The organism is Collinsella sp. LCP19S3_H3, from assembly GCF_052119145.1.
GTDB lineage: Bacteria > Actinomycetota > Coriobacteriia > Coriobacteriales > Coriobacteriaceae > Collinsella.
Map to the genome: position 1 here is coordinate 66313 of NZ_JBQKFW010000003.1, position 24885 is coordinate 91197.

Sequence of the window (24885 nt, forward strand, 5' to 3'; positions counted from 1 at the left end):
GGGTCCCCCCTTCCCTCCAGAGCCCAACGCGTACCGGCGGCATGCGCCGCGGCCGCGTGCAAGATGGGAGGCGATCCGACTTAACCTTACCGACCCGGGCGCGCCGTCCGATCTGCGGCGCGACCATCCCGGGCCAAGAGGAATTACGGTTACTGGTACAGCCGGGGACTTGCACCCCGATTCTCCCAAACGCGCAGGAAAACCGCGCATTCGTGCGTCTCCGCACCACCATCTAGGCCATCGATTATTACTGTCAATATGGTAGCACGCAAAAGGGCCCCGCACGCAGGCGAAGCCCAAGGTAAAAGCTATGGTTTGCGATAGGAGAATGCGGTGACGGTCGCAGTCTCTACCGCTTGCCGCCGTGACTGTTGCGCCAGATCTCGCGGCCCAGCATCAGCGCCAGCACCAGCGCACTCACGTAGCCCATAAAGCCAATGACCGGAATACCGAACACAACCGGCTCGATGCGCGCGTAGTACACCACCGACGAGCCGATAAACAGGCCGGCGATCACAATTGCCATCGACATGCGGTCGACAATTCCACCCAGCTGTCGCAGCGCCTTATCGCTGCTCATAATCTGCGTGTTCACCTTAAGCTGGCCGCGCGTGAGCATGCGCGACGCCAAGCCCAGATACTCGGCCGCCTCGAGCGAGCCTTTTGCCGCGCGATAGCTGCTCGCGGCAAGATCGTGCCCCATTTCGCGGACGCGCGCATAGGTGCTCTTCTCGTTTTTGATGTGCGTCTGGATGATCTGGATCATGTTGACGTCGGGCATGTACTCGGTCAGCAGACCCTCGAGCGTCACCATGCCGCGCGCGAACATCGTCACCACGCTCGGCAGCTCAACGTCGTTTTTGCGCGCCAGATTTAACAGCGAGGTCAAAAACTCGCCGATATCCAGATCCTTAAGATCGAGCCCTGCAAAGTCGGCGACGATAAAGTCCAAGTCGGACAAAAAGGCCGAATGGTCGAGCTCGGCAGAATCGCCGCGCGTCACGGCAAAGCGCATAAGCGAATCCTTGAGCTTGGGAACGTCACCTTCGGCCACGGCGAAAATCATGTCCTTGACGATACCGCGGTCGTGACTCGACATGCGCCCGACCATGCCCAGGTCGATAAAGTAGACGATGCCGTCCTTGAGGATGATGTTTCCCGCATGCGGGTCGGCATGGAAAAAGCCGTCGTCGAGCACCTGCGTCGAGTAGTCCTCGACGATCGCGGCGCCAATCTTTTCCAAGTCATAACCCTCGGCCACCAGGCGCTTGGGATCGGCAATCGAGATGCCGTCAATGTAGTCCATGACCACGACGTGTTCGGTGCAAAGATCCAAGTAGGATTTGGGACACGAGACGCCATGCACGCTTTTGTGGAAGTCATAGAAATCGTTGAGGTTTTTGGCCTCGGCCAAAAAGTTGGTCTCCTCGCGAAACGAGGTCCACAGCTCTTCGACCACGCCATGCAGGTCCACAAACTGGTCGGTGTTGACGAACTTGGAAACGATGCGCACCACCGAGCGAATGATGTCGATATCCTGAGCCATCACCTGCTGCGCACCGGGGCGCTGCACCTTAACGGCCACGTCCTCGCCAGTCACCAGACGGGCGCGGTGCACCTGCGCAAGCGACGCGCTACCGAGCGGGTTGGGGTCAATCGCGTCGAATATCTGCCCCAGGCGCTGGCCGTATTCCTCTTCCAAACAGCGGAGCACTACCTCATACGGCACCGGCTCTACGTCGGAGCGCAGACGGCGCAGCTCGTCGCAAAACCGCTGCGGCAAAATCTCGGAGCGGTTGGCCAGAATCTGCCCCATCTTGACGAACATGGGACCGAGCTCTTCGAGCAGACGACGCAGGCGCACCGGCGTAAGGTTGTCCCACACGCGATACTTTTTGATCAGGCGAACGATCTGCCCAATGCGCTCACGACGACCTGCCGGCGTGAGCTGGTATTCCTCGTCCGGCGCCATCGCGTCGGGCTCCTCAGGGACCATATCGACAGCGCGCGGCTTCTTGCGAGCGCCCGAGACGGCGGCCTCGACCTCGTCGACAACCGCCGTCTCGTCACCCAAGGGATCTTGATTGCTGTAATCGGTGGTGGAATCTGCCATCTGCGCTGCTACTCGGCCTCTTCGGCGTCCTCTGCATCGTCGGGCTCAACGGACTCGACGGGCACCGAGGTCACGTTGTCCTCGACCGAATCGACGATGTCGCGCACATGGGCCAAAAAGGCCGTGCGCTCGGGGGCGGTCATGACGCGCACACGGGCGAGGATGAGCTCGTCGAGCACGCGCTGAGCCGCAGTCTCGCCCTGCATGCCCAGGCGCTCGGTCAGGTCGGAGATGGTACCGCCGGCCTGCTCGAACATGTCGGACACGCTGCGGGCGATATCGGGGGTGCCGGCGTCCTTGCGCACCTGCTCGCCCTTGGCATTGAGGTCGTCGAGGACCTTCTTGCCGCCCTCGACGGCAACGGCGGCGGCACCGAAGCCCACGTTGATGGCACCGTTAACAAGCTGATCGAATTTCATAACCATGGTTGGCTCCAATCGTGAACAACTTCATTGGCCTACTTGTACCCAAGATTGGGCAAACGACACAAAATCGTTTGTCACCGGGATAGAAATCGAGCGAGGCAAAGCCTTTGACGGCGTTTGCCCCGCTCGCTCGTTGCAAGGTTATCTTTACCTTACGTTATCGTTCATCGCGAAGGAATTCTTCATGGCACAGCTCGTAGTGTAGAGCACCTTGCCCAACAGGGCATCGGTCTCCACGCGCACAAGCTCGGCAAAGGCCTCGTTGGCGCGGGCGAGCTCGGCAGACACCTCGGCCTCGGGCAGCGCGGCTACGACAGCGTCAACGTCGTGAATCTGCTTGTGGCCCATGCCGCCGACCTTCTCCTGATAATCCTCGACCGCGCGACCGCACTCATGGAAGCGGACATCGGCCAAGGCGCCAATCAGGCGATTCGCCCAATAGAAATTCTCGGACGTCACGCGAGCCTGCGTGTCGGCATAGTACTCGGGCATGGTCTCGACATTGGCGTACAGCGGCACAAGCGCGTTAAACGAGTTAGAGCCAAACGCCATCCACTGCACGGCGCGATACGCCGGCTGCGCATAGGGGCGCAGCTGCAGCACGGCGAGCTGGCTGTTGCGGTTGATGCCGATGGGACGATAGGCGCCGCGCGTGGCGGGCGTACCCTTGCTGCCGTAGCAGTCGTACTCCGTGCCCTGGTAGTGGCTCGAAAGCACGTACTTGATGTCCTCGAGGGTCACCTTGCGCTCGGGCACGCGACTCCAGGGAATGTCGTCGCTCTCGGGCGTGTAGTCGGCGTCGGGACCGTCCCACACATCGCTGGGGTTGAGACAGCGCTGCATGTACCAGGCGCGCGGTGTGTTGTAGACGTGGTCGCTGTCGCTATGCGAGCCAAAGGCCTCGCGCGGGTTAAAGACCGCGGCGGGACCGTCTCCCTTAACGCCCAACGTCAGGTCCAGATGCCACTCGGCCATCCAGGTGCGTAGGTCGGCCGAGCACATGTGGTCGACCTGCGCGCCCTCGGCGTCGTCCAAGTCAAAGCTGTCGATACCCAGCTGGTTGGGCATGGTCACATAGGCGTCGTCGGGTACGCGCTTGGCGATCCAGTGGTGGCCGCCGATGGTCTCGAGCCACCAGATCTCGTCAACGTCACTAAAGGCGATGCCGTTGTTCTCGTAGGTGCCGTAGCGCTCGAGCAGGTCGCCCAGAATGCGCACGCCGTCGCGGGCAGACTTGGCATACGGCAGCACCAGGGTCACCATGTCCTCCTCGCCCAAACCGCCGGGCTGCGCCGGCGCATAGCCGTCCTCGCCCTCGTTACCCTTGGCGGGCACGAAATCCACGAGCGGATCGGCGCCGCGGACGCGCTCGTTGGTGGTGAGCGTCTCGGTTGCGGACATGCCAACATTGAGCTCGTTGAAACCGGCCTCGGCCCAAATGCCATGACCCGGGACAACGTCGGGGACGCTTGTGTAACGCATGGGATTGTCGGGCAGCTCAACGGTCAGGTGGCTCAGGACACTCGTGTAGACACGCGGCTGCTCGTCGGGATGCACTACGCGCATGCGCTTGGGCTCAAACACCCCATTGGACGAGTCCTCGTTGCGGGCAACCAGCGTCGACCCGTCGTAGCTCGCGTTCTTACCGACCAAAATCGTTGTGCACGGCATGCGCATCCTCCTTGAGCGAAGAAATCAAACGGCAACAGTGTATCGCTTCGGTGCAAAAAGGGCGAAACCACAGTCTCGGCAGCCCCCGTGGTCAAAAGCCTATTTCGATGTGCGCTCGGCCGCTTCGATCACGTGTTTGGCGAGAATCGCGGTGGTCACAGCCCCCACGCCGCCCGGCACGGGTGTGATGGCGTTAACGATCGGCTCCGCAGCATCAAAATCGACGTCGCCGACCAGCTTGCCGGCGGCCTCGTCCCAGTTAATGCCCACATCGATGATCGTCTGGCCCTCGCGAACCGCATCCGCGCCAATCGTGCGCGCGCGTCCAACGGCCGCAACCACTACATCAGCCGCACGACACTCGGCAGCAAGGTCGCGCGTGTGCGTATGGCACGTCGTCACCGTGGCATTGCGAGCCGTAAGCATGGCGGCAACGGGACGGCCAATCACCAGAGACCGACCGACGACCGCGACCTTGGCCCCATCCAGCTCAACACCGTAATGGTCCAGCAACGCCAACACGGCCTCGGCCGTGCAAGGAGCAAAGCCCTCGCCTCGCCCCGAAAGCGTGGTAAGTAGCGAGGCCGGCGTCATGGAGTCGACATCCTTGGCGGGATCGAGTGCCGCGGCAACCGCATCCTCGTCAAGCCCAGCGGGCAGCGGGCGAAACACTAGGCACCCATGAACGGCGGGGTCGGCATTGATGTCCTTAATAGCCGCCAGCAGCTCATCCTGCGAAGCATCGGCGGGAAGCAAAACGCGGCGAGCATCGATGCCAGCCTTTTCACAGCGCTTGAGGGCGCCGCGCTCGTACGATAGATCGTCCTCGCGCTCGCCCACACGAACGATGGCCAGCGTCGGCACAACGCCGCGTTCGCGCAGGACGGCGCAGCGAGCAGCGAGTTCCTCGGTCAAGGCACGGGCAACGGGAGCACCCTTGAGCAGCTCTGACATGGCTATCCCCTCTTCCTGGCTGCGTCGGCGGCACGGCGCGCCAGCGCATCGGCACGCGGCAGCCACGTATCCAGCAGCTCATCGCACGCCGCCTCGAGCTCCTCGGCGCGTGCCCGGTCTTTCATAGACGTGGTATTGGCAAAGAGCGTCAGACTCGCGCCCTGCATGGCGGCGCGGCAGAACACGGCGCCACAAGCCACGTCGGACAGCAGCTGGCGCGACCCCTTATCGGCCATGTCCTCGAGCAGCGCCAGCGCGCGCCCACAGGCATCCATAATGCGATACGGTGGCATAGCCGCCACGTGCAGCGCATCCTGAATCGCAGCCAGTCGAGCCGGATCCTCGCGCGAAATACCGTACGCCGCGGACACCTGCCCGTAGGCACGAACGTCCTCGGCAACCAACTCGACAAGCTCATGGGCCAGCTCATCAGCCTGAGCAAACGCGCGCGTCAGGTCATCTGCACGATCAGCAAGCGCGGGATTGGTCGCACCGTAGCGGGCAACCATCCCGCAAAGTGAGGCTCCCAGCGCGCCCACAAAGGCGCTCGCGCTACCGCCGCCGGGAACCGGCTCGCGCGCGGCAAGCGCCTCGGCAAACTCTCGACAGGTTTTATCCATCATCTCTTGGCTCATGTGCATGTACCTTCAATGCTTGCCAAGCTAATCGGACAGTCGGCGCCGCCCGAACGCATCGTGTATTTCGTGGTGTCTAGTCTAGCCCATAAGAGCATTCGCGTCAGTGCGCCCAGTTATCGCACTTTTCTATGGCGGGCGATAGGCGCAACATCGTTGCGCCTATCGCCAAGCAATCAATCCCGACCTCCTGTCAAGGTCAGTCTTGCGCCCAGCCCATTGGGCCATAGACACGCCAAGTGCCATCGCGCAAACCACACCGGCAAAACGAATGCGTCTTTGTTGCACAATCCGATGCAACAAAGACGCAGGTATGCGGAATAAATATGCAAGAAGCGCGAGAAAGATTGGCGTACCGATAAAGGCGCGAAATAGAGGTTTAGTAAAATGTCAGAAGTTCTATAATATTAACGCTGATTTATTACTTTTAGAGTCGAAGGAGTCTCAGCATGAAGTCGTTTTTGAAAACGGCCTCTCGTGCGGTCGCAGCGCTGTTTGCCGTTGCGCTCGTCACGATGGGCGTAGCATCGCCTGCTTTCGCAGACGACGTCACCAGCACGATTACCAATGCCCGCACCGGTAAAACCTACGATAAACTTGCCGACGCTACCGCCGATGCGCAGACCGGCGACACCATCAAGCTCGGCAAGGGCAACTACACCCTCTACGGCGTGAGCTCCACGGACCACACCAAGGGCAAGGACCTTACCTTTGAGGGTCTGGGCACGGACAAGACCGCATGGAACATCGGTGCGCTCGTGCCCGATCCTGCAAACTATGGTACCGAGTACAACGGCGACTATTCCTTTGACGGCGCCGGTACCGTGACGTTCAAGAACATGACGCTGCGTTCGGGCTCTGCGGACTATCTTGGCTTCATTCGTGCCGACAAAACCGTGGTAGACAGCTGCATTGTTAATGGCAAGACGTTCTACTGGGGTTATTCTTCCGCCGAGTTCAGGAACACGACGTTCAATGCGCCCGGCGGCGACTACTCCATCTGGACATACAGCTCGCCGACCATGACGTTCGATGGCTGTACCTTCAATTGTGCCGGCAAGGCTATCAACGTCTTCACCGATTATGGCGCAGGAAAGAACGACATCACCGTCAACGTGAACAACTGCACGTTCAAGTCGACCTCGCCCAACAAAACCGCCCTCAAAATCAACGACAGCAACATGGTCGACAAAGAGAATAAAATCGACTATAAGTATAAAATCAACATCACGGGCAATACCACTGTCACGGGCCTTAAGACTGACCCGGTCACGTGCTCTAAGGTGTTTGGCTTTGGCGGCGAGCTGTACGGCGAAAACAGTCAGAATTCCGGCCGAACCGATGTAACCATCGACGGCAAGCTCGTTTGGTCCGGTGGCAAGATGCTCACCCACGACTACACCGACGGCGAGCATGACAACGCCTACGATGTCACCTACACCGAGTGGACCTCTGACAATACCGGTACTTGGACTCGCACGGGAACCCCTAAGTGCGAGTTCTGCGGCTTCGTCAAGCCTGATTTCGTGGAGAAGGCCTACGATCTCTCCTACGACCTGAACGGTTCCGAGGATAAGCAAGCTGTCGATTTCGCTACCGTCGAGCACGTTACCGAGGCCGAGGTTACGGCCGAGCAGCCGGTGCGCAAGGGCTACTCCTTCGTGGGCTGGAACACCGCAAAGGACGGCTCCGGCACAAGCTATGCCGCGGGCGATAAGGTTGAGCTTTCCGCTCCTGTGACGCTCTACGCCCAGTGGAAGAAGGACGAGCCCGCGCCCAAGCCTTCCGACAACAAGCCTGCCGGCAAGCCCGCCAAAAAGACCAAGGCCAACAAGCAGGCTCTGCCCAGCACGGGTGACGCCTCCGCCAACATCGTCGCTGCTATGGGCATCATGGCAATCGCCTGCTTTGTCGCCAGCGCTGTCGTGTCTAAGGTTCGTAAGTAATCTCATCTTCGAAACACGCCGCAGCAACTTGTTGCAACGCAAAGGGGTCCGCACCGCAAAAGGTGCGGGCCCCTTTTTGCACAAAAAGCTGTGGCGAGGCGCCCACGATGACCAACCGGATGCGTCCGTCGTCAAGATCCGTACCCCCCGGCTACGCTCCGCCCCACCGCACCAAACATGGAACCAGTGGAAGGACAGCAGCACCGGCCCTCCCCTCTTTTGCGCCCGGACATATTGCCACTTAACGGCGCAAATCCAGCCCTCAGAATGGGACACATGGCCCACCCTTACGAGCCGCTCGCGCGTACAGTAAAGGCAGGTAATCCATGGGCGGTTACAGATGAGGAGACACGACCATGAAAAAGAAGGCCTTTGCGATTCTCACCCTCTGCATCAGTCTCTTTGCTGCAGTTGCCCTGGTGGGTTGCGGCGGAAGCGGTGGCGCTACCGGCAGTGGCAGTGGCGGCGGCGCGGAAAAACCAGCCGTGGATATGAGGACCGACTTCATCTGGTTTAAGGTCGAGGTCCCCGAGGGCGTCGAGATCACCGACGTCGCTGGCGACACCGCCGATAGGGCCCAGTTTAAGTTCACCGAGAGCGAGCACGCCAGCGATCGCTTCATCCCTGTCTTCGACTCTGACAAGAACGCCGACGAGCTGTTCGACTACGAGGCAAAGTGGAAGGCCAACTCCGGATGGACCGAGAGCGACCCCGTTAAGTACAACGGCAAAACCTGGCGCAGCGCCTACTTTACGCACTCGGGCGGTGTGACAACCGAGTACTTCACCGACGTTGACGGTGGTAGCGTGTATGTGCGCATCGACAACGTTGAAGAGCACAAGGACGCTGTCGAGACCATGATGAAGTCCCTGGAGTTTGCCGATGACATCGCCAAGGCCAAGACCGAGGCCATGGACGTCAAGCTCGACGATATCGAGATCAAGCGCTAAGCGACTGGCGAGCGCAACGGGAAACACGAGTGCAGTGCTAACAAGCGGCGGTGCCCCAGCGCTTCGTACCCAGGGAGGGCCGGTAAACCGACCCTCCCTTTCTTATGCCGGTAGCCGACGAACGCGAGGATGCCGGATGCCGGAACCACCCCAAATGTGGCAACAGTACGAAAACGGCAAGCACCCCAACACGTCCGCCCGCCGATTTATTGCGCCGCGCAGACAATTATACCGGCTTCTTTAAACGTATGGGCAGTATAGTGGCCACAACGAGCGCGCAGCCGCACCCTGCGAATGGAGGAGTTATGACCGAACATCACGCCATCAGTCGCCGAGCGTTTACGCTGGGCCTTGGACTTGCAGCGTTGTCGCCTCTGGCAAGCCTGCCCGAAACCGCCATGCTGGGCATTAGTCCGCGGACAGCCTTTGCGGACGGCACGGCCGATCCAGCGGCCAGCCTCGACAAGTTCGTCATTCGCCTTCGCCCCGCGGGCTATTTTCGCACCGCGAGCGTCAACGAAGACGGCAACGTCATCGGCAACGTCTGCCACCTATTTAATGACGGCACGTCCAGCAAGCTCATCCTTGAGCACGTAGCGACCGATACAGATAATACAAAATGGTATGCCATCCGCACCCTGCTCAATTTCGAAGAGCACAAGAAGACGGGCTACAGCATTTGGTCGGTCGATGGCGACTCGGACAAAGATGGAGAGGTCATCCACGTATGGAGTGGCGAGCATGACGGCAAGCCCAGCCGCTCTTTTGCGTTCGACCGCCAGCCAAACGGAACCTACATCATCCGAGACCGCACAAACGAGGACAAAGACATTAATTACCTGGCCATAGAAAAGGACGGCAAAGACCAAGACGACAACAAGATCTGCCACAAGAGGAAGAGCATTCCGTGGGAACTCGAACTTGTCGGTTACGACATGGGCGAGATCAATACCACAGTTAGCAGTATCGACTGGATCAAGTATAGCAGCTACGTCGACGGACCATGTTGGATGAAATACGTCGACAACAACAAATACCTCGACGAGCTGAGCATCCCGGGCACGCATGATACGAGCACCTGCAGCGTCGACAACGACACCGAGCCCCAAACCTCGCTTGTAAAGTGCCAGCAGGATTACATACCCACGCAGTTGCTCGAAGGCATTCGCTATTTTGATATCCGACTTGGAGGGAACAACGAGCACGACGACCCCGGTATCGTCCATGGAGGATGCTACCTGTTCAAAAAAGACGGGCACTATATGCAGCTCTCCGATGTCATCGGTTACTTCAAAACATTTTTGAAAGAAAACCCGTCAGAAGCGCTCATCATGCTTGTGTCACGAGGCAACAACGAAGCCACCGACGAAAGTGCTACGACGGCTTTCGCCAAGGTTTTGGGCAATGATCCCAATCTGTTCTATACGTCGAGCCACGTTCCCACACTGGGCGAGGTGCGCGGAAAGATCGTCCTGCTGCGTCGATTTGGACTCGCCGGCAGCAGCGTAAGCGGCCACACATGGGGCCTCGACCTCACCGAATGGGACAAAAAAATCGCAGCACACTCAGACAGCTCCTCTATGTGTCTCGTCAAAGACGCGCAGGGCTTTGAGACTACGGGCAATGCGGGCAACATAGAGCCCTATTGCACAAAGGTATATGCCCAAGACCATTACAGCTGCACGGGATCCAGTAAGATAGCATGGGTCGATAGCGCCCTGAAGGCAGCGTCCGAACTCGAGCGCAAGACTGTAGATATCACTGCCGCGGATGGAACAACGATGCAGGCAACGGAGCGCTGCTGGTCTATCAACTACACCAGCTGCACGCAAAACAACCCTTTTACCGCAGCGCGAGTGGTCAACGAGCATCTGTACAAGAGCCCGTACATCAATCCCGACGGCACCGAGGATACAGAGCCAGATTACCTCAAGCACATTGGCATCATCGCATCCGACTTTGTTGATGCAGCGCTGGCCCGGAGCATCTATCAGCGCAATTACGATACGGAGCACAAGCAGACGGCTTCGTACCACCTCCCGACCCGCATGCGCATGACGTACGGCGACTCGCTGAGCGATGCCTCGCTCCAGGATGGCAAGACCGCTGGCGAGGGCTATTTCCGCCTCGTCGACAGCAGCAACGTACTCAACGTGGCGGCTTCGGGCCATGTGTTTGAAATCGTATATGTGGATGTCGACGCCTTGGGCAACAAGACCGTTACGGCGCTGCGGGGCTCCGTGCCCATCGATATCGATCCGCGCGCGTTGACGCCCCATTTTAAGGGGCTCGAGGGCCTTAAGGCCGGCGAGGACGTGCGCGCCAAGATTACGGCATCACTCGAGGGCAAGCTCGAAAACGATGCCTGCACCGCCCAACTCGAGTTTATGCACGATGCAAACGGCGCTCCGGGAACGGCGATGGCCGAGGGTGAGGCATTTGCCGCGGGAACGTACTGGGTGCGTGCGAAAAAAGACCTGTTGGGCGACGCGGCGCAGAACTACACGCTCGCCAGCGACGGAGCCGCAAGCTTTACCGTAGCGGCCTCGGACAGTGCAGGCGGCGCCGGCGCCAACGCGGGCAGCGCGAACAAGAACGGTAAGGGCAACAAGGGCAAGGGCTCGGGCGGAAAGCTCGCCGACACGGGCGACGGCTCTGGCATTGCCGCCGGGCTCGCTGCCGCCGCCATAGCTACAACGGTCGCCGGCGCAGCAATGCTTGTCAACGACCGCGAAGACAGCGAAGGCGCTAGCGAATAGGCAAGCCGACCGTTTGGACACATCGACTCAATCGGGGGCGCAGAATACCGTTCTGCGCCCCTAGCTTTTGCAGATGAGTGAGCAGCGTGTCCAGCGCACTCGCAGGTCGAGCGCTCAGCCGCTGCGTCGTCCAATGCACAGCCGCAATTTTAGCCCGAACGTCGCTATCGGCTACATCACCGAGTTCGGCACGTTCACAAGTTCCTGAGCCTGGGAATGACTGCTCAGCCTGTGGGAACAGGCGGTCAGCAACCTATTACGGAGGAGCACGCGCTTACCCTTGACCCTGTTGACACCCGTAATGTCCTTGAGGTAGACGATCTTGGTATGGGTACCGAGGAAGTTGTTCTTCACGACCGCCTCGATACGATTGGGGTAGATGCTTATTCCTTTGAAAACGCCGGCACCCTTATCGTGAAACAGCACGTGTTGTTATCCACGCGCGCCACCCCATGGAGTTCGATAAAACCATCTCTATGGCCACATTTTAGTCACCGCAAACCCTTTTCGCGGTCGCGCGCAGAACACCAAATCGTGTCCGCACGAGGCTTTAAACTAGAGCCAATAAAGGTGTTTGATGCGCTTGGTGAGCTCTTAGGATGTTCCTCAAATCGCCGGCATCGGAGGAGGTCTTACATGGTTTACGTATGGGAATTCGAGTTCTTTGATTCGGACGGCGTTGTCGACGCTGTGCCATGTGGCTCGCTGGGCGGAAGCGGAACGTTCGGATCCGGCCTAAACGACGCTGTCGAAAGCGCCGCTGATTTTCTCGCATGTATGGTCGACGATCACCTTATGGGCGGCGTCGACCTGCCTGCGCCGGACTTTGGCCACGAGCCGCAGCACGGTGGCAAGATTATCGCCGTGGCCGTCAGTCGCGAACTCGGCGACATCCCCGCCGTCACCGCAGCGGATGCCGCTCGTATGCTCGGTGTTAGCTCAGCACGGGTATCGCAACTGATAAATGCAGGACTGTTGGATTCATGGAAGGATGGCACCAAGCGCATGGTGTCCAAAGCTTCCATCGAGGCACGACTCGCCGACACCCCAAAGGCAGGACGCCCGAAAGAGGCCCCTATTGCTGTATAAAGCAATAGCGTTGCAGGTTTTTCATTTGCCAGATTTGTTAACAAGCTCTCCCAATTCGGGACTCGCTGCGTCCCGAATTGAATTGGACACATTGCCGCTGATTGCCGCGCATTCTCAATCCAAAGTATAAGAGGAGTTTTCCATGACAGACAGACCGAAAATAACACTGCGCGACTGCATCTACGGACTTGCCGTCGGCGACGCGCTGGGCGTTCCCTACGAGTTCAGGCCCCGCGGCACGTTCAAATGCACCGACATGATTGGCTATGGCACGCATGGGCAGCCCGCCGGCACTTGGAGCGACGACACATCTATGACGCTTGCTACCTGCGACTCGATTAGGGAGCTCGGGTATATCGACACTGCAGACATGCGCGACAAGTTCGTAAGCTGGATTGCCCGGGGCGAATATACGATCGACGGCGTTTTCGATTACGGCGGCACGACCGCTCGAGCCCTGCGCACCGGCAAAGGAGGCTCCGGCGAGCGCGACAACGGCAACGGTTCGCTCATGCGCATCGCGCCCCTGGCGTTCACCGATGCGACAGACGAAGAGATCAGCAAGGTCTCCGCGATCACGCACGCTCACAGAACGTCGACCGAGTCATGCGTCACGTTCATCGAGCTGATGAGGTCCGCGATGGACGGCGCGCTTCCCTCATGGGTGCTCCAGCTGAAAGACGTGCCCGAGCGTGAAATCAGGTCTGGCGGCTTCGTGCGCGACACCCTTAAGGCCGCCAGCTGGTGCTTTGTCAACACTAACAGTTACGAAGATTGCGTCCTTGCCGCCGTCAACCTGGGCGACGACACCGACACCACCGCAGCCGTCGCAGGCGCCCTCGCCGGCACAGCCTACGGCATGGACGCAATTCCGCAGGAGTGGGTCGACGCCTTGCGAGGGAAGGATCTGATTGAGAGCTGCCTGTTTTAGGGCGCGTCGGCAGCAGAAACAAGCCAGGAGGCATCATGGAGAGGTCGATGTTGCGTGAGGCTGCGAAAGTCTTTGCGCGACTCCTTCAGTGCGTTCTCGTAGAGCGCCTTGTAGTCGGGCTCTTGACCGGTCTCTCCGCCCTGTGCAGGGTCGATCGGATCGGTCTCGGCGGGCGTGGTCTCCTGGGCCATGCTCCCTCCATTTCCGCCCCGTACGGGGCATCGTCTTGCCCCGTGCGGGGCGCTTTTCGGCATGAAAAAGGCCACCCGTGCGGATGGCCTGGTTCAACGTTTTGGTCGGGGCGGCGGGACTCGAACCCGCACGGGCGATGCCCACGTGCTCCTGAGGCACGCGCGTCTGCCGTTCCGCCACGCCCCGATGGCACCTGGCCGAGGAATCGAACCCCGGTAAGCGGTTTTGGAGACCGCCGCACTGCCATTGTGCTAGCCAGGTGTGTATAATCTGATTTGAAAAGCCCTGGGCGTGCTGGATAGCTAACCTGGGGCTTATTTCTTTATGTCGTCTATGGCCCCGCCCCTGGTCAACAAGATAACGCGGTCGATGTCATGCCTCGACATCTCGAGCCGCACGCGCTTCAGCGCATTCTCTCTTGTCACAGGGACTTCCTCGCAGTTAAGCACGACGATAGAGGGCCTCACCGGCCCACCTTCCACCTTTTCGAACTGCCGCACTGCCTTTCTTATATTGCGCTCGATGAACCTAAGCCCGTTGATGCCAGACGCATCGCTTGTCGGGCTCTTCAGCTCGCATAGCCTGCCGTCGAGCAGCAGGTCGATATTGGAAAAGCCCTCCGGCGCGTCCTCCTTGCGGACGACGACCTCGTGACCGGCTGCCCGAAGCGCCTCGTGCGCCGCGAGGTCGTAGGAGCCGCCGCGCTCGTGCGCGAAGGTCTCTTTCGGCTTCTTATACACGACTGGAGGCCCAGGCGAACCGAGCACGGCACGCTTCGCCGCGTCCTTCTCGACTCTCGTCAGGCTTTCGTCCTCGTCGATATCCTTGAACTGAGCCCACAGGTCGCGCAGCTCCTCCGGCCTCACTCCCTCCACGAGCTCCGCGTCTTGGTCGTCCTCGAAGCCGGGGGGCCCGGCTTGTAGGTCGCCATGGTGACGCGCAGCAGGGCCGGATTACCAGTTAGATCGACACTGCTCCAAAACTTGGGCGCTCCCGTGGTTAGTCTGTTACGAGTTTGATTGCCAGTTAGATCGACACTGCTCCAAAACGGTTACTCGAACAGAGACGAGTTTGCCGAGTTTGATTACCAGTTAGATCGACACTGCTCCAAAACTGCGACTACCGTGACGGGCTGCACCACTTCGTTTGATTACCAGTTAGATCGACACTGCTCCAAAACCTCCTTGCCGACGACATCCGAGCGCTTGAAGTTTGATTACCAGTTAGATCGACACTGCTCCAAAACATTCATCGAGATCATGGGCGAGCTGTTCGAGTTTGATTACCAGTTAGATCGACACTGCTCCAAAACACCAAGACCGTCTCGCGCCTGTCGTGAGCGGTTTGATTACCAGTTAGATCGACACTGCTCCAAAACATTGTCTCAAGACGTGCGGAGCGCTCACGAGTTTGATTACCAGTTAGATCGACACTGCTCCAAAACCGGCGCTCCGCACGTGATTCCGATGTTGGCGTTTGATTACCAGTTAGATCGACACTGCTCCAAAACGAGTCGCATGCCTCCTGAGTCGTCTCGTTGGTTTGATTACCAGTTAGATCGACACTGCTCCAAAACTGACAGCTCGTAGAGGCGCATACCCTCGATGTTTGATTACCAGTTAGATCGACACTGCTCCAAAACGCGAAGACCATAGCGCTGCAAACGCTCATCGTTTGATTACCAGTTAGATCGACACTGCTCCAAAACCCAGATGCCGTTGCACTGGTCGCCGGTGAGGTTTGATTACCAGTTAGATCGACACTGCTCCAAAACCCAGATGCCGTTGCACTGGTCGCCGGTGAGGTTTGATTACCAGTTAGATCGACACTGCTCCAAAACACGATAACCGCGCGGCATGGTGGGCGCGTTGTTTGATTACCAGTTAGATCGACACTGCTCCAAAACAGATTCCGCTAGATACCGAAGTGCTGTACGGTTTGATTACCAGTTAGATCGACACTGCTCCAAAACTATCGGGCATATCGTCGGGTTCGACAAGCGGTTTGATTACCAGTTAGATCGACACTGCTCCAAAACTTCCACAACGTCTAGGTCGTTTTTGTAGTAGTTTGATTACCAGTTAGATCGACACTGCTCCAAAACTTACTCAATCACAACCTCAATATTCGCCTTGTTTGATTACCAGTTAGATCGACACTGCTCCAAAACAATCAAGTCATCGTAAGTTCTCGATTAGTTGTTTGATTACCAGTTAGATCGACACTGCTCCAAAACATTGGTTAATGGGGATAAGATTCATCTTAAGTTTGATTACCAGTTAGATCGACACTGCTCCAAAACCCCCGTGGTAGGGTTCGTCCAGACGGTCGCGTTTGATTACCAGTTAGATCGACACTGCTCCAAAACATATATCCGTACACAAAGCCGATAGCCATAGTTTGATTACCAGTTAGATCGACACTGCTCCAAAACAACGGTGACACTGAAAGGAGCAAGCAATGAGTTTGATTACCAGTTAGATCGACACTGCTCCAAAACACTACCGTTAATGTTGATGCTGCCACTTGGTTTGATTACCAGTTAGATCGACACTGCTCCAAAACATAGGTGCGCAAACGTGCCATTGTGCGGGGGTTTGATTACCAGTTAGATCGACACTGCTCCAAAACTACGTCCCGGACGCCTCGTCGCGATTGCACGTTTGATTACCAGTTAGATCGACACTGCTCCAAAACCGAGTGCAAGCCATGGAACAGGTGCAATTTGTTTGATTACCAGTTAGATCGACACTGCTCCAAAACAGAAGCGCCATATAAGGCAAGCTAGACACGGTTTGATTACCAGTTAGATCGACACTGCTCCAAAACCAGCAAGCTGAGAGGTGAGGACTGATGAAGTTTGATTACCAGTTAGATCGACACTGCTCCAAAACCAGGCCCAAGATGAGGTAGGCGTTCATGACGTTTGATTACCAGTTAGATCGACACTGCTCCAAAACGCATCGCGGGAGAGGTGGGCGCGGGCAGCTGTTTGATTACCAGTTAGATCGACACTGCTCCAAAACTTCAAGTCGCCGTCTAGGATGCTTCCCTCGGTTTGATTACCAGTTAGATCGACACTGCTCCAAAACGACCACGTAGCGCTCATGGAGGTCCACGAGGTTTGATTACCAGTTAGATCGACACTGCTCCAAAACCGAGTGCAAGCCATGGAACAGATGCAATTGTTTGATTACCAGTTAGATCGACACTGCTCCAAAACGACAAAGCGCACTATTACAAAGACTCTAAAGTTTGATTACCAGTTAGATCGACACTGCTCCAAAACAGTGGGAGGAGCGCGCCAAGCGCAGCGAGGTTTGATTACCAGTTAGATCGACACTGCTCCAAAACCATTGGAACAAATTCCCTACTGCGACGGGACGTTCAATCTAACCGGTCAGTTCTTTCAATGCTCTAAAAACTGCAGGTCAACCGTTAGTTTATGTTCATGTCCGTAAGCCATGGTGTCCTTTTTATTCTCCAGGAGCAACAAGCTCAACTTAAGAAAAAACACGTGGTCATAGAGCGTTTGCAACTCATTTTCCGTCAAAAATGTTTTGAGATTTACAAATACGATTGTCTTTCTGCAGCCAGCGTCAAGAGCAAATGAAAGAAAATTCAGCAGATTATCAAGGAACGATTTATCTTCTTGAGGCGCTGCGCCAAATCCTAAAAACTTGAGGTAGCGCTTCAAATCCCATTCTAGCCCAAACCCCAAATCGGCATTAAAGCCAAGGTTTAATCCGCCTAAACGCAGCTTTATTGCACGCTCAGCCTCTTCCACCTGCATACGCAGATCTTCGTCTTCTAGAAACTCGCGCTCAACCTTCTTGGTGATTGCGGTCATAAATGCACGGTCATCCCATGGAAGATTCAGCGCATCAGGCACTACCATCAGGGCGCTGCCGGGCTTAATCTCCTCATCGTCTTTCCAAAGGGAGTAAGGTTCCATCGCCTGGCGCCCCAATCCGTTTTGCAAAGAAGTTACAATCCGCGCGAACAGAGCAGAGTTTTCGACTTGCAAAACCGATGTCTCCCCTGCTGTTAGCTCCAGCGAGTGCTCAAGTCCCGAAAACACGAGCCTCATAAAACCAGAAGCTCCTCCATTGTGTCTATCTCCTCATGAGCCTCGCGGTTACCCGTAATGTACTCCATGGTCGAAAACTGAGACTCAGTCACGCGAAGGACTTGCACGAGACCGGACGGCGGGCGATGCCTCCTGAGTCTTTGCACCGCGCTTCCTGCCGCCCCATCATTAACAACAAGCTTTGCATACACGGACTCCTGGAGCATAAGATAGCCATCTTTAAGAAGGAATTTGCGGAACACCCGGTAGTCTTTTCTCTGCGCAGGAGTATCGACAGGCAAATCAAAGAAGACGACAAGCCTCATATATCTGATCCTTTCCCCGACACTCATACAACCTCAAACGGCTCGATTTCGTCCACCGACAACTTCCGGTCAAGAGCCTTGAAACAGTCAGCAACATACAGAGAGATTACGGAGCCCACGCGATACGTGCCGCCTCGATACGCAATTCCCTGATTGAGCATGTCGACCAAAAGCAGCTTTGTCTCCTTAGAGAACTCGCCGTCAAAGTTGTCAAACACAATACGGTCTACAAGAGGCCTAAACGGCTCCATAAAATCACAGCTCAAGTTGAACTGGTTAAACTCATTTCTGTGACAAATCCCCGCCTGCGTAAGGTATCCGCGCGCCGCAATCTCGCGATTAACGCTCGACAGCAGAATCGCATAGCCGTAATTGAGAGCAGCGTTCAGAGGCGTGTCATCATCCCTCGAGAAGGACGAACCAAACAGAGAGCTGAAATACAGCCGGGCTGCATGTCCTTCGCGATTCGTCGTATCACCCGAACGCACCTCGGCAACAATGCTCCTGAGCGTCTCGCCCTGTTCCTCACGCGCACGGGCGTGGAGCACATCAGATTGATGCTTGATTTTGTCGCGCACGATTCGTTGCCATACGCGCTTTTTGATTGGTTCGCCCCACTCAAGCTGTTCTGCAATACGCTTGCTGGTGTTATGAGCCCCGTATAGCGGCAAATATTGCCCAATGGGGTCGCGTTTCTCGTCAGACACGACAAACGCGACCTTTGCCTTGGCAAGCTCCGAGAGCAGATAAGCACTTATGAACACCTGGTTGGTCTGAAGGACGACCGACGAAATCTCCGAAAGGTGAACCTTCGCCGTGTCGTCCTCCCGACGGACAACCATGTACCCGCCCTTGTACTGCAATTTGCAGGGGCTAGAAATGACAATGTTCCTAAAGCCCGACACGGGTCCTTCTCTCGAACATACCCGTTACAGACTGGTCGACAATGACGAATGGTAAATTAGGATCATTTAATAACTTTGAAAAGACCACATAGAGCGTTCCCGTCCGCTTCGACCCACCAATACAGGATAGATCGACTCGATCATACGAGCCATTTAAAACCGGACAAAGTGCCCTCGCAAGTTCCACCTTATCGCCGTCGCTTAGCCCTTCCGCCTTGCTGGCAATCGAATCAAGAGACAACATTCTTGCGACTCTAGACCCAACAGTATCCGACGCCGCCGATATCTTCTTCAGAACACGATCGATATTCTCTATATTCTCGCCAAGAATTGCCCTTTGTTCTAACTGAGTGAAGGCAATTTGACCTGCTGACAAAAGCTCTCTCTTGCCGCGAAGCAGCAGCCTCTCTCCATCCACCTCAATCAGCTGTTTCTTGTAGATCTTCGACCTCGTGATACCGACGTACTCCAGGCCCTCCTTCTCCGCAAGTCCCCTCGCATACTCGCTAAGCGCTGCCGAGTCTCCCTCGATGCGTGCCGCAAGCCACACGGGAACCTGAGAGAACCGGAACACCGGCTTACCTTTCTTTTTGGCCTCATAGATAAAGAAATACGCAAACTGCTGGCTCGAAAAACCACCGTATTGCTTAGCATCGAGCCCCTGCTTGGTCGACAGCTCAAGCTTTGCGCCCATCTTGGGATCACGCGGTGAGTAAATCGTTGCCTTCCAGAACGCGCCCGTATCCTCCTGCGGCATCCTCGAGATGTAGCACTGGCGGTAGTTGAGCGCACGGCGAATGCCCTCGACCTCTGCCGCTGCGTTCCAGCCGTCCGGAAGATACTTTCCCCTATAACGTTTGACTTCGTCGTCCTCGGTCCAGGCATCGTCAAAGACCTCGCCCGTCTCGGGGTCAAAACCCGCAGTCATAAAACTATTGACGACAAATCCGGCCGATCCAGGCATGCGATGGGTTTTCTTAAACAGCTCGGACTGCTCGCGCACGTATTTCTTAATCACATGCGAGTAGCCAATGGGGTTCTCATACATTCCGGGGTGGCGCATCTGAATAAACAGCCCCAAGCGGCATGCCAGATAGGCATCATGCGCATGATGGAAATCATTGGCTTCGCGGCATTTGACCAAGCCGGCCGCCTCACGGAGGTTGTGCGACACGCTCGCCTTAACGGGAACGATCTTAGTTCCCTCGTCGGCATAACGCGCCTCAAGCAACGCCTGCGCCATCTTAACCATCTGGCTCGTCTCCACGAGCTGACGCGCGACAAAGCCCTTCATGGCGTTCTCGTTTATGGAAGAACGCAGCAGGTTGCGATACTTTTTATCGCCAATGAGCTTCGCTTGGTGCAGCTGCTTCCACGTTTCGCCCATCTTCCAGCGAATGCTCTTATCAATCAAAAGCTGGTCGGTCTTGTGCTGATTTTCCTCGCGATACACCAGCGCCTTGTTTTCGAGACTGTCGTCCTTAATGTAGGCACGCGGAATGATATGGTCGACCTCATACTCGCCCGAGCCCGCCATAAGTTTATTGAGATCGATAGCGCGGCCGGAATACAGACATTTTCCGTTTTGCATCAGATAGAGGGTCAAGCGCTCGTCAAGGTCCACATTAGCTGCCTTGAGCTCCTTGAAATCGTCCATAACAGCCAGGTCGCCGCCCTCGGCCTTAAACGCCTTGAGAGCGTCCTCGATGGCGTCCCAGCGCTTCGTAGTCCGCTTGCCCTTTTTCTTTTCGTCCTCGTCGCGAGTCACCTCAACAAAAACGTTAGCCGGCGCGTGTCCCGCAATCTTTGCGATTTCGTCAACAATGCGAATCGCTTGATTCAGGCTGCGACGAATCGCCGGAGATCCGGGAAGCTCATTTACGCCTAGAGACTTCTCGTGTTCGGCATAGTATTTACGATTGTGCTCATCCACTTTTTCTTGGAAGCCCAGTGTGTTGTCGTGGAGAATCTCCATCATCACCATAGTCTCGCCCAGGCGACGCTCGGAGCTAGGGTTTCCCTCTCGCAGCACGTCCATGATGCTCATAGAGCGACCGGCTTGCGTATCAATCCTAATACCCGTCAGGAACTTCTCTGACAGACGTCCCCAACCAGTCAGGCGCTTATTGGAAATCTTCTTAATCTGCTCGGCATCGAGCATTCCGTTGCCACTGGGGCCAAACTCATCCTGCAGTTTTTCCTTAAGGATCGAGCGGTCCTCGAACAACGTGTTCCAAAGAATGATCTTTTCGATAACCGGATACTCGGCGCGGCTCAACTCGTCCACGCCAAAGATGTCCTTGGCAAAGAAGATGTACGAGCTCATCTTCGATTCAAGACCGCTCTCGCCCTGGCCGTCGCGGACAACCGGATTTGTCGCGTCGCCCTCTTTTACCAGCCAGTCGGCAATCATCTTGTAGGTAACGCGACGCTTATTATGGAAAAGCTCATGGACAATGCCTTCGCGCTGCGCGGCATCCAGGCGCTGCCAATCGTCACCATCTTCGGACCAGCGAACGCCATTAAGTTCGTTCAGAACGCAGAACTCCTCGTAGAGCAGAGACTGCTTGGGAAGCACCTTTTCACCAGCAAGATAAGTGCAATCGCCCGTCATGCGCAGAATAAAGTTCTCGGCGCTCTTGTTCTTATCGATCACGGTATCCCAGTTCCACGGCGTGATCGTCGCATCTTCCATGCCGGGCTTACGCTCGGACCATTGGAATCGATGGTTGCCGTGTTTGTCCTGGGCAGCATTTTTAGGCGTCAGCGGTCCCACATAGTACGGGATACGGAACGTAACCAGACTCTCGATCTTTGCAGCCTCGTCCTTAAGGAACGGATAGAAGCGGCCCTGGTTTTTGAGAATAGCCTGCAACTCCTCAAGATGCAGCTGATAGTAGATGGCACCGTTATCACTCGTCTTAAGGCGACGCAAAAAGCGTTGTTTGTCGAATGCGTCCATCATGGCAATATAGCGCTCATCCGTCTCCGCGCCCGTTCCCGCAAAGAGCTTCTTTACGGATTTAGCGAAGTCATCATAGGACAGTTTATGCAGGTCATATGCGGTGTAACCCTGTGCCTTAGAGGCATCGTAGTCGCGCGAGGGGTCATCGCTATTCGAATCGTGATAGGTTGCGCCGCGGAAGAAAGACTCATATGAGCCGGGAGCATATTCGTGGACCAAAGTCTTGAGTCGATCAAGATCATTCGCGTAACAATTATATTTTTCGATCATGTTGACCGAGATTGTCTGGCCCTCAGCATAGGACAAAAGCCCCTGCAGCACGTAAGCAGAGTAAACACCGCAGATGGACTCAAGAAGCTCCACGCAGTCATCGGGACATGCGGCCTGCAGCGCTTCTAACTTCTCGTCATCCAAAAGCGCGAGCTTAGTTGTCTCGCACTCAAACTCGCCAAACACATCTTTGAACTCGCATTGGAGACCGACGACAGCGCTCGACAAACCCTTCGCCAGCTTTTTGTTCGCAGCCGCATCCGCAGTATCCACTTTTACAAGCGCCTGAATGTCTTTTGCCTTTTGCGAACGAGAAGATCGCTCATCAGCCAAGATCTTCGCTACAGAGAGTTCATCAAGCTTCGCGAACTCATATTCTCTCGATTCACACCATGCCTTCAGAGCGCCATTGAGATTCTTAAGGGCATCGGATGTCTTTGCCGTCTTTGCCGTCAGCTTCTCCCCCTGGCGCAAGAAGTTACCGCGATGCTTAACGATGTTATGGATTGCGAGATACACCAATCGAAGATCGGCCTGCTCATCGGTGACCATAAGGTAAGTGCGCAGATGATAGATGGTCGGGAAGCGATCGTAGTAATCGGCCTTCGTGAAGTCCTTGGTAAAGATCGGATCGCCCTCAATGGTCCGCGACTGGTTAAGTCGCATGAAAAAGCCCGGATCGACCTCGCTCATCGCAGGCTCGAACAGCTTTTGCAACAAGTCGAGGCGCCAACGACGGCGCACGTAACGGCGACGCTGCCCACGATGAACGCGCGCCTCGGACGCCGGCTGCGCGCTATCGAACAAACGACTGCCCCACGTCGGCTGTTTCTTAAAATGCAGAAGCTTGCCCTGGGCATCGGTCACCGCCCAACCAACGGAGCCGGTTCCCATGTCGAGGCCGATATTGTAGTCGCCAGAGTAGTTTCTTAAATTCATGTCGACCAGCCCTTCCGCGCTGTGTTACAGTTGCCTTGTCGATTACCAGTTACATCGACACTGCGAGTCAAAATACGGCTTTGCCAAAAATGCCTTCCTTGGAAGGCGTCCCGTAGGGGACAATTTGACTTGCCAGAGGGGTTCCATTCGGGACCCCCTTTTTTTAATGCTACTACCGCAAGCGGACATTTTTTAATAGCTATCGGCAGACGTAATGTTGCTCAACGTTTGTGCTGTGAGCATGAGCGTTTAATTGAGCGCCCACATGCCTTGTCGCCGCACAAAAATAGGGCAGCCCGCACTCATGCGAGCCGCCCCTTCTCCTGGCTTTCACGCTACAGCAACAACTGGCACCGCTCCCCTACTTCCCAAATAGCGCACCCAGCAGACCGCGGCGCTTGGGCTTCTCTTCTCGGTAGGAGCCCTCGGCCACCGCCGCCACCTGCCGCGGCTGTTCACCGCCTCCATGGCGCACGATCTGGTACAGAAACGGCGATTTAACGTATTTGACCTCGATGGGTGTGGCGTGCACGGTACTTTCGTTCGATAGATGCAGGCTCGGGTTGAGCGGTGCCACCACATGTGTCTCGCGCTTGTCGCTAAACACTACCGCGGCCGCACGGCCCGTCTGGCCGTTTACGGCAATGCGCACCTGCTCGCCTTCGCGGCTGTCCGTCGCCGGACGATCGACAAAGTAGACCGGCACCATCACCAGACCATCCTTGTGTTTGCGGGCCTTGCGCGCCCACGTGCGGATACTCTTTTTATTGAGCCCCAGCACCGCCTCGGCATCGTTGCCGGCAATGTCGAGCGCCAGCTTATCAATGACCACCTGGTCCTTGGTAGACGCATCGACGGAGACAACGCGGAAGTCGCCTTCCTGCATGGCGGGATCGAACGGCCCCACCTTGGCAAAGTCCCACGGCTCCAAAATGCCCATAAGACGAACGTCCAGGTAGTTTGCCCTGGGATAGGCCCAGTCGAGCACCTCGTAGTACACCAAGGTCTCCTTGCTCAGCCCCTTGCCTGGGAAGGACGCCATCATGCGCAAATCCGCGAGCGCCATGGGAAAGTAGAAGAGCATCATGTCATTTTGAATCGCATCTTCCACGTCGTGCCCGGCAAAGGCTTCCGCATACTGGCGCACCAGCTGAAGTGCGTTGGCACGTGCCTGCTGCGGCGAGATTTCGCAGGGAATACCCTGCTCGGGTACATACTCCGCACCAACGCCCATGGTCAGGCGCTTGCTAAAGGTACCGGGCTTGAGTAGGTCTGCAACGCCGATCTTATTGCCGCAGGACGGGCACTCAAACACGCGCTGGGTCGACTCGCCTTCGAAGGATGCGCCGCAGAAGGGGCACGGGATGCTCACATGCGTGGCCTCCTGGAACTCCTGCGCCGTGCCGCGGTCCTCCCACAGCAGATGCTCTAGAACCGACTGGTTGCGCCAGTGCGCATGAAAGAAATACCAGTCCGGCTCCTCCGGGCGCTCGAGCTGCGACACATGGGTGAGCTTAAGCAGCCCATCGACAACCGTCAGCGGCGCATGGCGAATGCCCAGGGCGCTCCTGGGCTCCCCCGCATCGGCCTGCCACGGAACGACCGTGCCGCAATAGGCGCACTCAAAGCTGCGTTGAGCCTGGTGTGAGTACATGGGGCCGCCGCAGTTTTGGCATTTAATGGCAAACATCTCGTCCATGGATACGTCCTCCTTTACGCAGGGGCTGTCGACATTAAGTATGTCGG

The 24885-nt window shown here is 56.7% G+C and carries 18 protein-coding genes, 2 tRNA genes and 1 CRISPR repeat array; of the genes, 5 read left to right on the forward strand and 15 right to left on the reverse strand.

Annotation, left to right across the window (positions count from 1 at the left end; genetic code table 11):
* Positions 1-349: 349 nt before the first annotated feature.
* From ACTQZF_RS02185 to ACTQZF_RS02205, 5 genes are all read right to left on the reverse strand, one after another.
* The gene (locus tag ACTQZF_RS02185; protein WP_441554447.1) at positions 350-2113 is read right to left on the reverse strand and encodes an ABC1 kinase family protein; all 1764 of its coding nucleotides are present in this window, start codon (positions 2111-2113) and stop codon (positions 350-352) included.
* A gap of 8 nt (positions 2114-2121) precedes the next feature.
* A complete protein-coding gene (locus ACTQZF_RS02190; RefSeq protein WP_154515830.1) occupies positions 2122-2538 on the reverse strand; it encodes a hypothetical protein in 417 nt (138 codons plus the stop codon).
* 147 nt (positions 2539-2685) lie between these two features.
* Complete coding sequence (locus ACTQZF_RS02195) at positions 2686-4209, reverse strand: C69 family dipeptidase (RefSeq protein WP_441554448.1); 1524 nt, start codon at positions 4207-4209, stop codon at positions 2686-2688.
* Positions 4210-4308: 99 nt separating this feature from the next.
* The gene (locus ACTQZF_RS02200; protein WP_441554449.1) at positions 4309-5163 is read right to left on the reverse strand and encodes a bifunctional 5,10-methylenetetrahydrofolate dehydrogenase/5,10-methenyltetrahydrofolate cyclohydrolase; all 855 of its coding nucleotides are present in this window, start codon (positions 5161-5163) and stop codon (positions 4309-4311) included.
* A 2-nt stretch (positions 5164-5165) separates the two neighbouring features.
* Positions 5166-5798, reverse strand: coding sequence for a cyclodeaminase/cyclohydrolase family protein (locus ACTQZF_RS02205; protein WP_441554450.1), 633 nt, complete (start codon positions 5796-5798; stop codon positions 5166-5168).
* Between the two features lie 449 nt (positions 5799-6247).
* On the opposite strand from ACTQZF_RS02205, the gene ACTQZF_RS02210 reads away from it, so the two are divergent.
* The 3 genes from ACTQZF_RS02210 (at position 6248) to ACTQZF_RS02220 (ending at position 11453) form a co-directional block, all read left to right on the forward strand.
* A complete protein-coding gene (locus ACTQZF_RS02210; protein ID WP_441554451.1) occupies positions 6248-7744 on the forward strand; it encodes an InlB B-repeat-containing protein in 1497 nt (498 codons plus the stop codon).
* Between the two features lie 356 nt (positions 7745-8100).
* Entirely contained in the window at positions 8101-8694 is a 594-nt protein-coding gene (locus ACTQZF_RS02215; RefSeq protein ID WP_441554452.1) for a hypothetical protein, read from the forward strand.
* A gap of 305 nt (positions 8695-8999) precedes the next feature.
* Complete coding sequence (locus ACTQZF_RS02220; protein ID WP_441554453.1) at positions 9000-11453, forward strand: phosphatidylinositol-specific phospholipase C; 2454 nt, start codon at positions 9000-9002, stop codon at positions 11451-11453.
* A gap of 171 nt (positions 11454-11624) precedes the next feature.
* Here ACTQZF_RS02220 and ACTQZF_RS02225 read toward each other — a convergent pair whose 3' ends face one another.
* A complete protein-coding gene (locus tag ACTQZF_RS02225) occupies positions 11625-11879 on the reverse strand; it encodes a hypothetical protein (protein ID WP_441057771.1) in 255 nt (84 codons plus the stop codon).
* A gap of 210 nt (positions 11880-12089) precedes the next feature.
* Here ACTQZF_RS02225 and ACTQZF_RS02230 point away from each other — a divergent pair, with 210 nt between their 5' ends.
* Both ACTQZF_RS02230 and ACTQZF_RS02235 read left to right on the forward strand, forming a co-directional pair.
* Positions 12090-12542, forward strand: a complete 453-nt coding sequence (locus ACTQZF_RS02230) for a helix-turn-helix domain-containing protein (protein WP_441554454.1) — start codon at positions 12090-12092, stop codon at positions 12540-12542.
* 142 nt (positions 12543-12684) lie between these two features.
* On the forward strand, positions 12685-13473 hold the full coding sequence (locus ACTQZF_RS02235; protein ID WP_441554455.1) for an ADP-ribosylglycohydrolase family protein: 789 nt from the start codon (positions 12685-12687) through the stop codon (positions 13471-13473).
* Here the strand turns inward: ACTQZF_RS02235 and ACTQZF_RS02240 are convergent.
* The 9 genes from ACTQZF_RS02240 to ACTQZF_RS02280 all read right to left on the reverse strand — a co-directional run bounded on the left by ACTQZF_RS02240 (position 13470) and on the right by ACTQZF_RS02280 (position 24838).
* Positions 13470-13664: a hypothetical protein gene (locus ACTQZF_RS02240; protein ID WP_441554456.1), complete on the reverse strand. Its 195-nt coding sequence runs from the start codon at positions 13662-13664 to the stop codon at positions 13470-13472. The two genes, ACTQZF_RS02235 and ACTQZF_RS02240, sit on opposite strands and share 4 nt — an antisense overlap.
* A 102-nt stretch (positions 13665-13766) precedes the next feature.
* Positions 13767-13851, reverse strand: a tRNA-Leu gene (locus tag ACTQZF_RS02245).
* Position 13852: 1 nt separating this feature from the next.
* Positions 13853-13926: transfer RNA gene (locus ACTQZF_RS02250), tRNA-Trp, on the reverse strand.
* Positions 13927-13979: 53 nt separating this feature from the next.
* Positions 13980-14540, reverse strand: coding sequence for a hypothetical protein (locus tag ACTQZF_RS02255; protein ID WP_441554457.1), 561 nt, complete (start codon positions 14538-14540; stop codon positions 13980-13982).
* 72 nt (positions 14541-14612) lie between these two features.
* Positions 14613-17019: a CRISPR direct-repeat array (repeat unit 36 nt; unit sequence GTTTGATTACCAGTTAGATCGACACTGCTCCAAAAC).
* Positions 17020-17074: 55 nt separating this feature from the next.
* Positions 17075-17755 carry a type II-A CRISPR-associated protein Csn2 gene (gene csn2, locus ACTQZF_RS02260; protein ID WP_441554458.1) on the reverse strand — a complete coding sequence of 227 codons (681 nt, stop codon included), beginning with the start codon at positions 17753-17755 and terminating at the stop codon, positions 17075-17077.
* Positions 17752-18060, reverse strand: a complete 309-nt coding sequence (gene cas2, locus ACTQZF_RS02265) for a CRISPR-associated endonuclease Cas2 (protein WP_441554459.1) — start codon at positions 18058-18060, stop codon at positions 17752-17754. Before cas2 ends, csn2 begins: the two co-directional genes overlap by 4 nt.
* A gap of 23 nt (positions 18061-18083) precedes the next feature.
* The gene (gene cas1, locus ACTQZF_RS02270; protein WP_441554460.1) at positions 18084-18965 is read right to left on the reverse strand and encodes a type II CRISPR-associated endonuclease Cas1; all 882 of its coding nucleotides are present in this window, start codon (positions 18963-18965) and stop codon (positions 18084-18086) included.
* On the reverse strand, positions 18952-23139 hold the full coding sequence (cas9, locus tag ACTQZF_RS02275) for a type II CRISPR RNA-guided endonuclease Cas9 (protein ID WP_441554461.1): 4188 nt from the start codon (positions 23137-23139) through the stop codon (positions 18952-18954). The genes cas1 and cas9 overlap by 14 nt, the downstream gene beginning before the upstream one ends.
* A 361-nt stretch (positions 23140-23500) precedes the next feature.
* Positions 23501-24838, reverse strand: coding sequence for a hypothetical protein (locus ACTQZF_RS02280; protein WP_441554462.1), 1338 nt, complete (start codon positions 24836-24838; stop codon positions 23501-23503).
* Positions 24839-24885 lie beyond the last annotated feature (47 nt).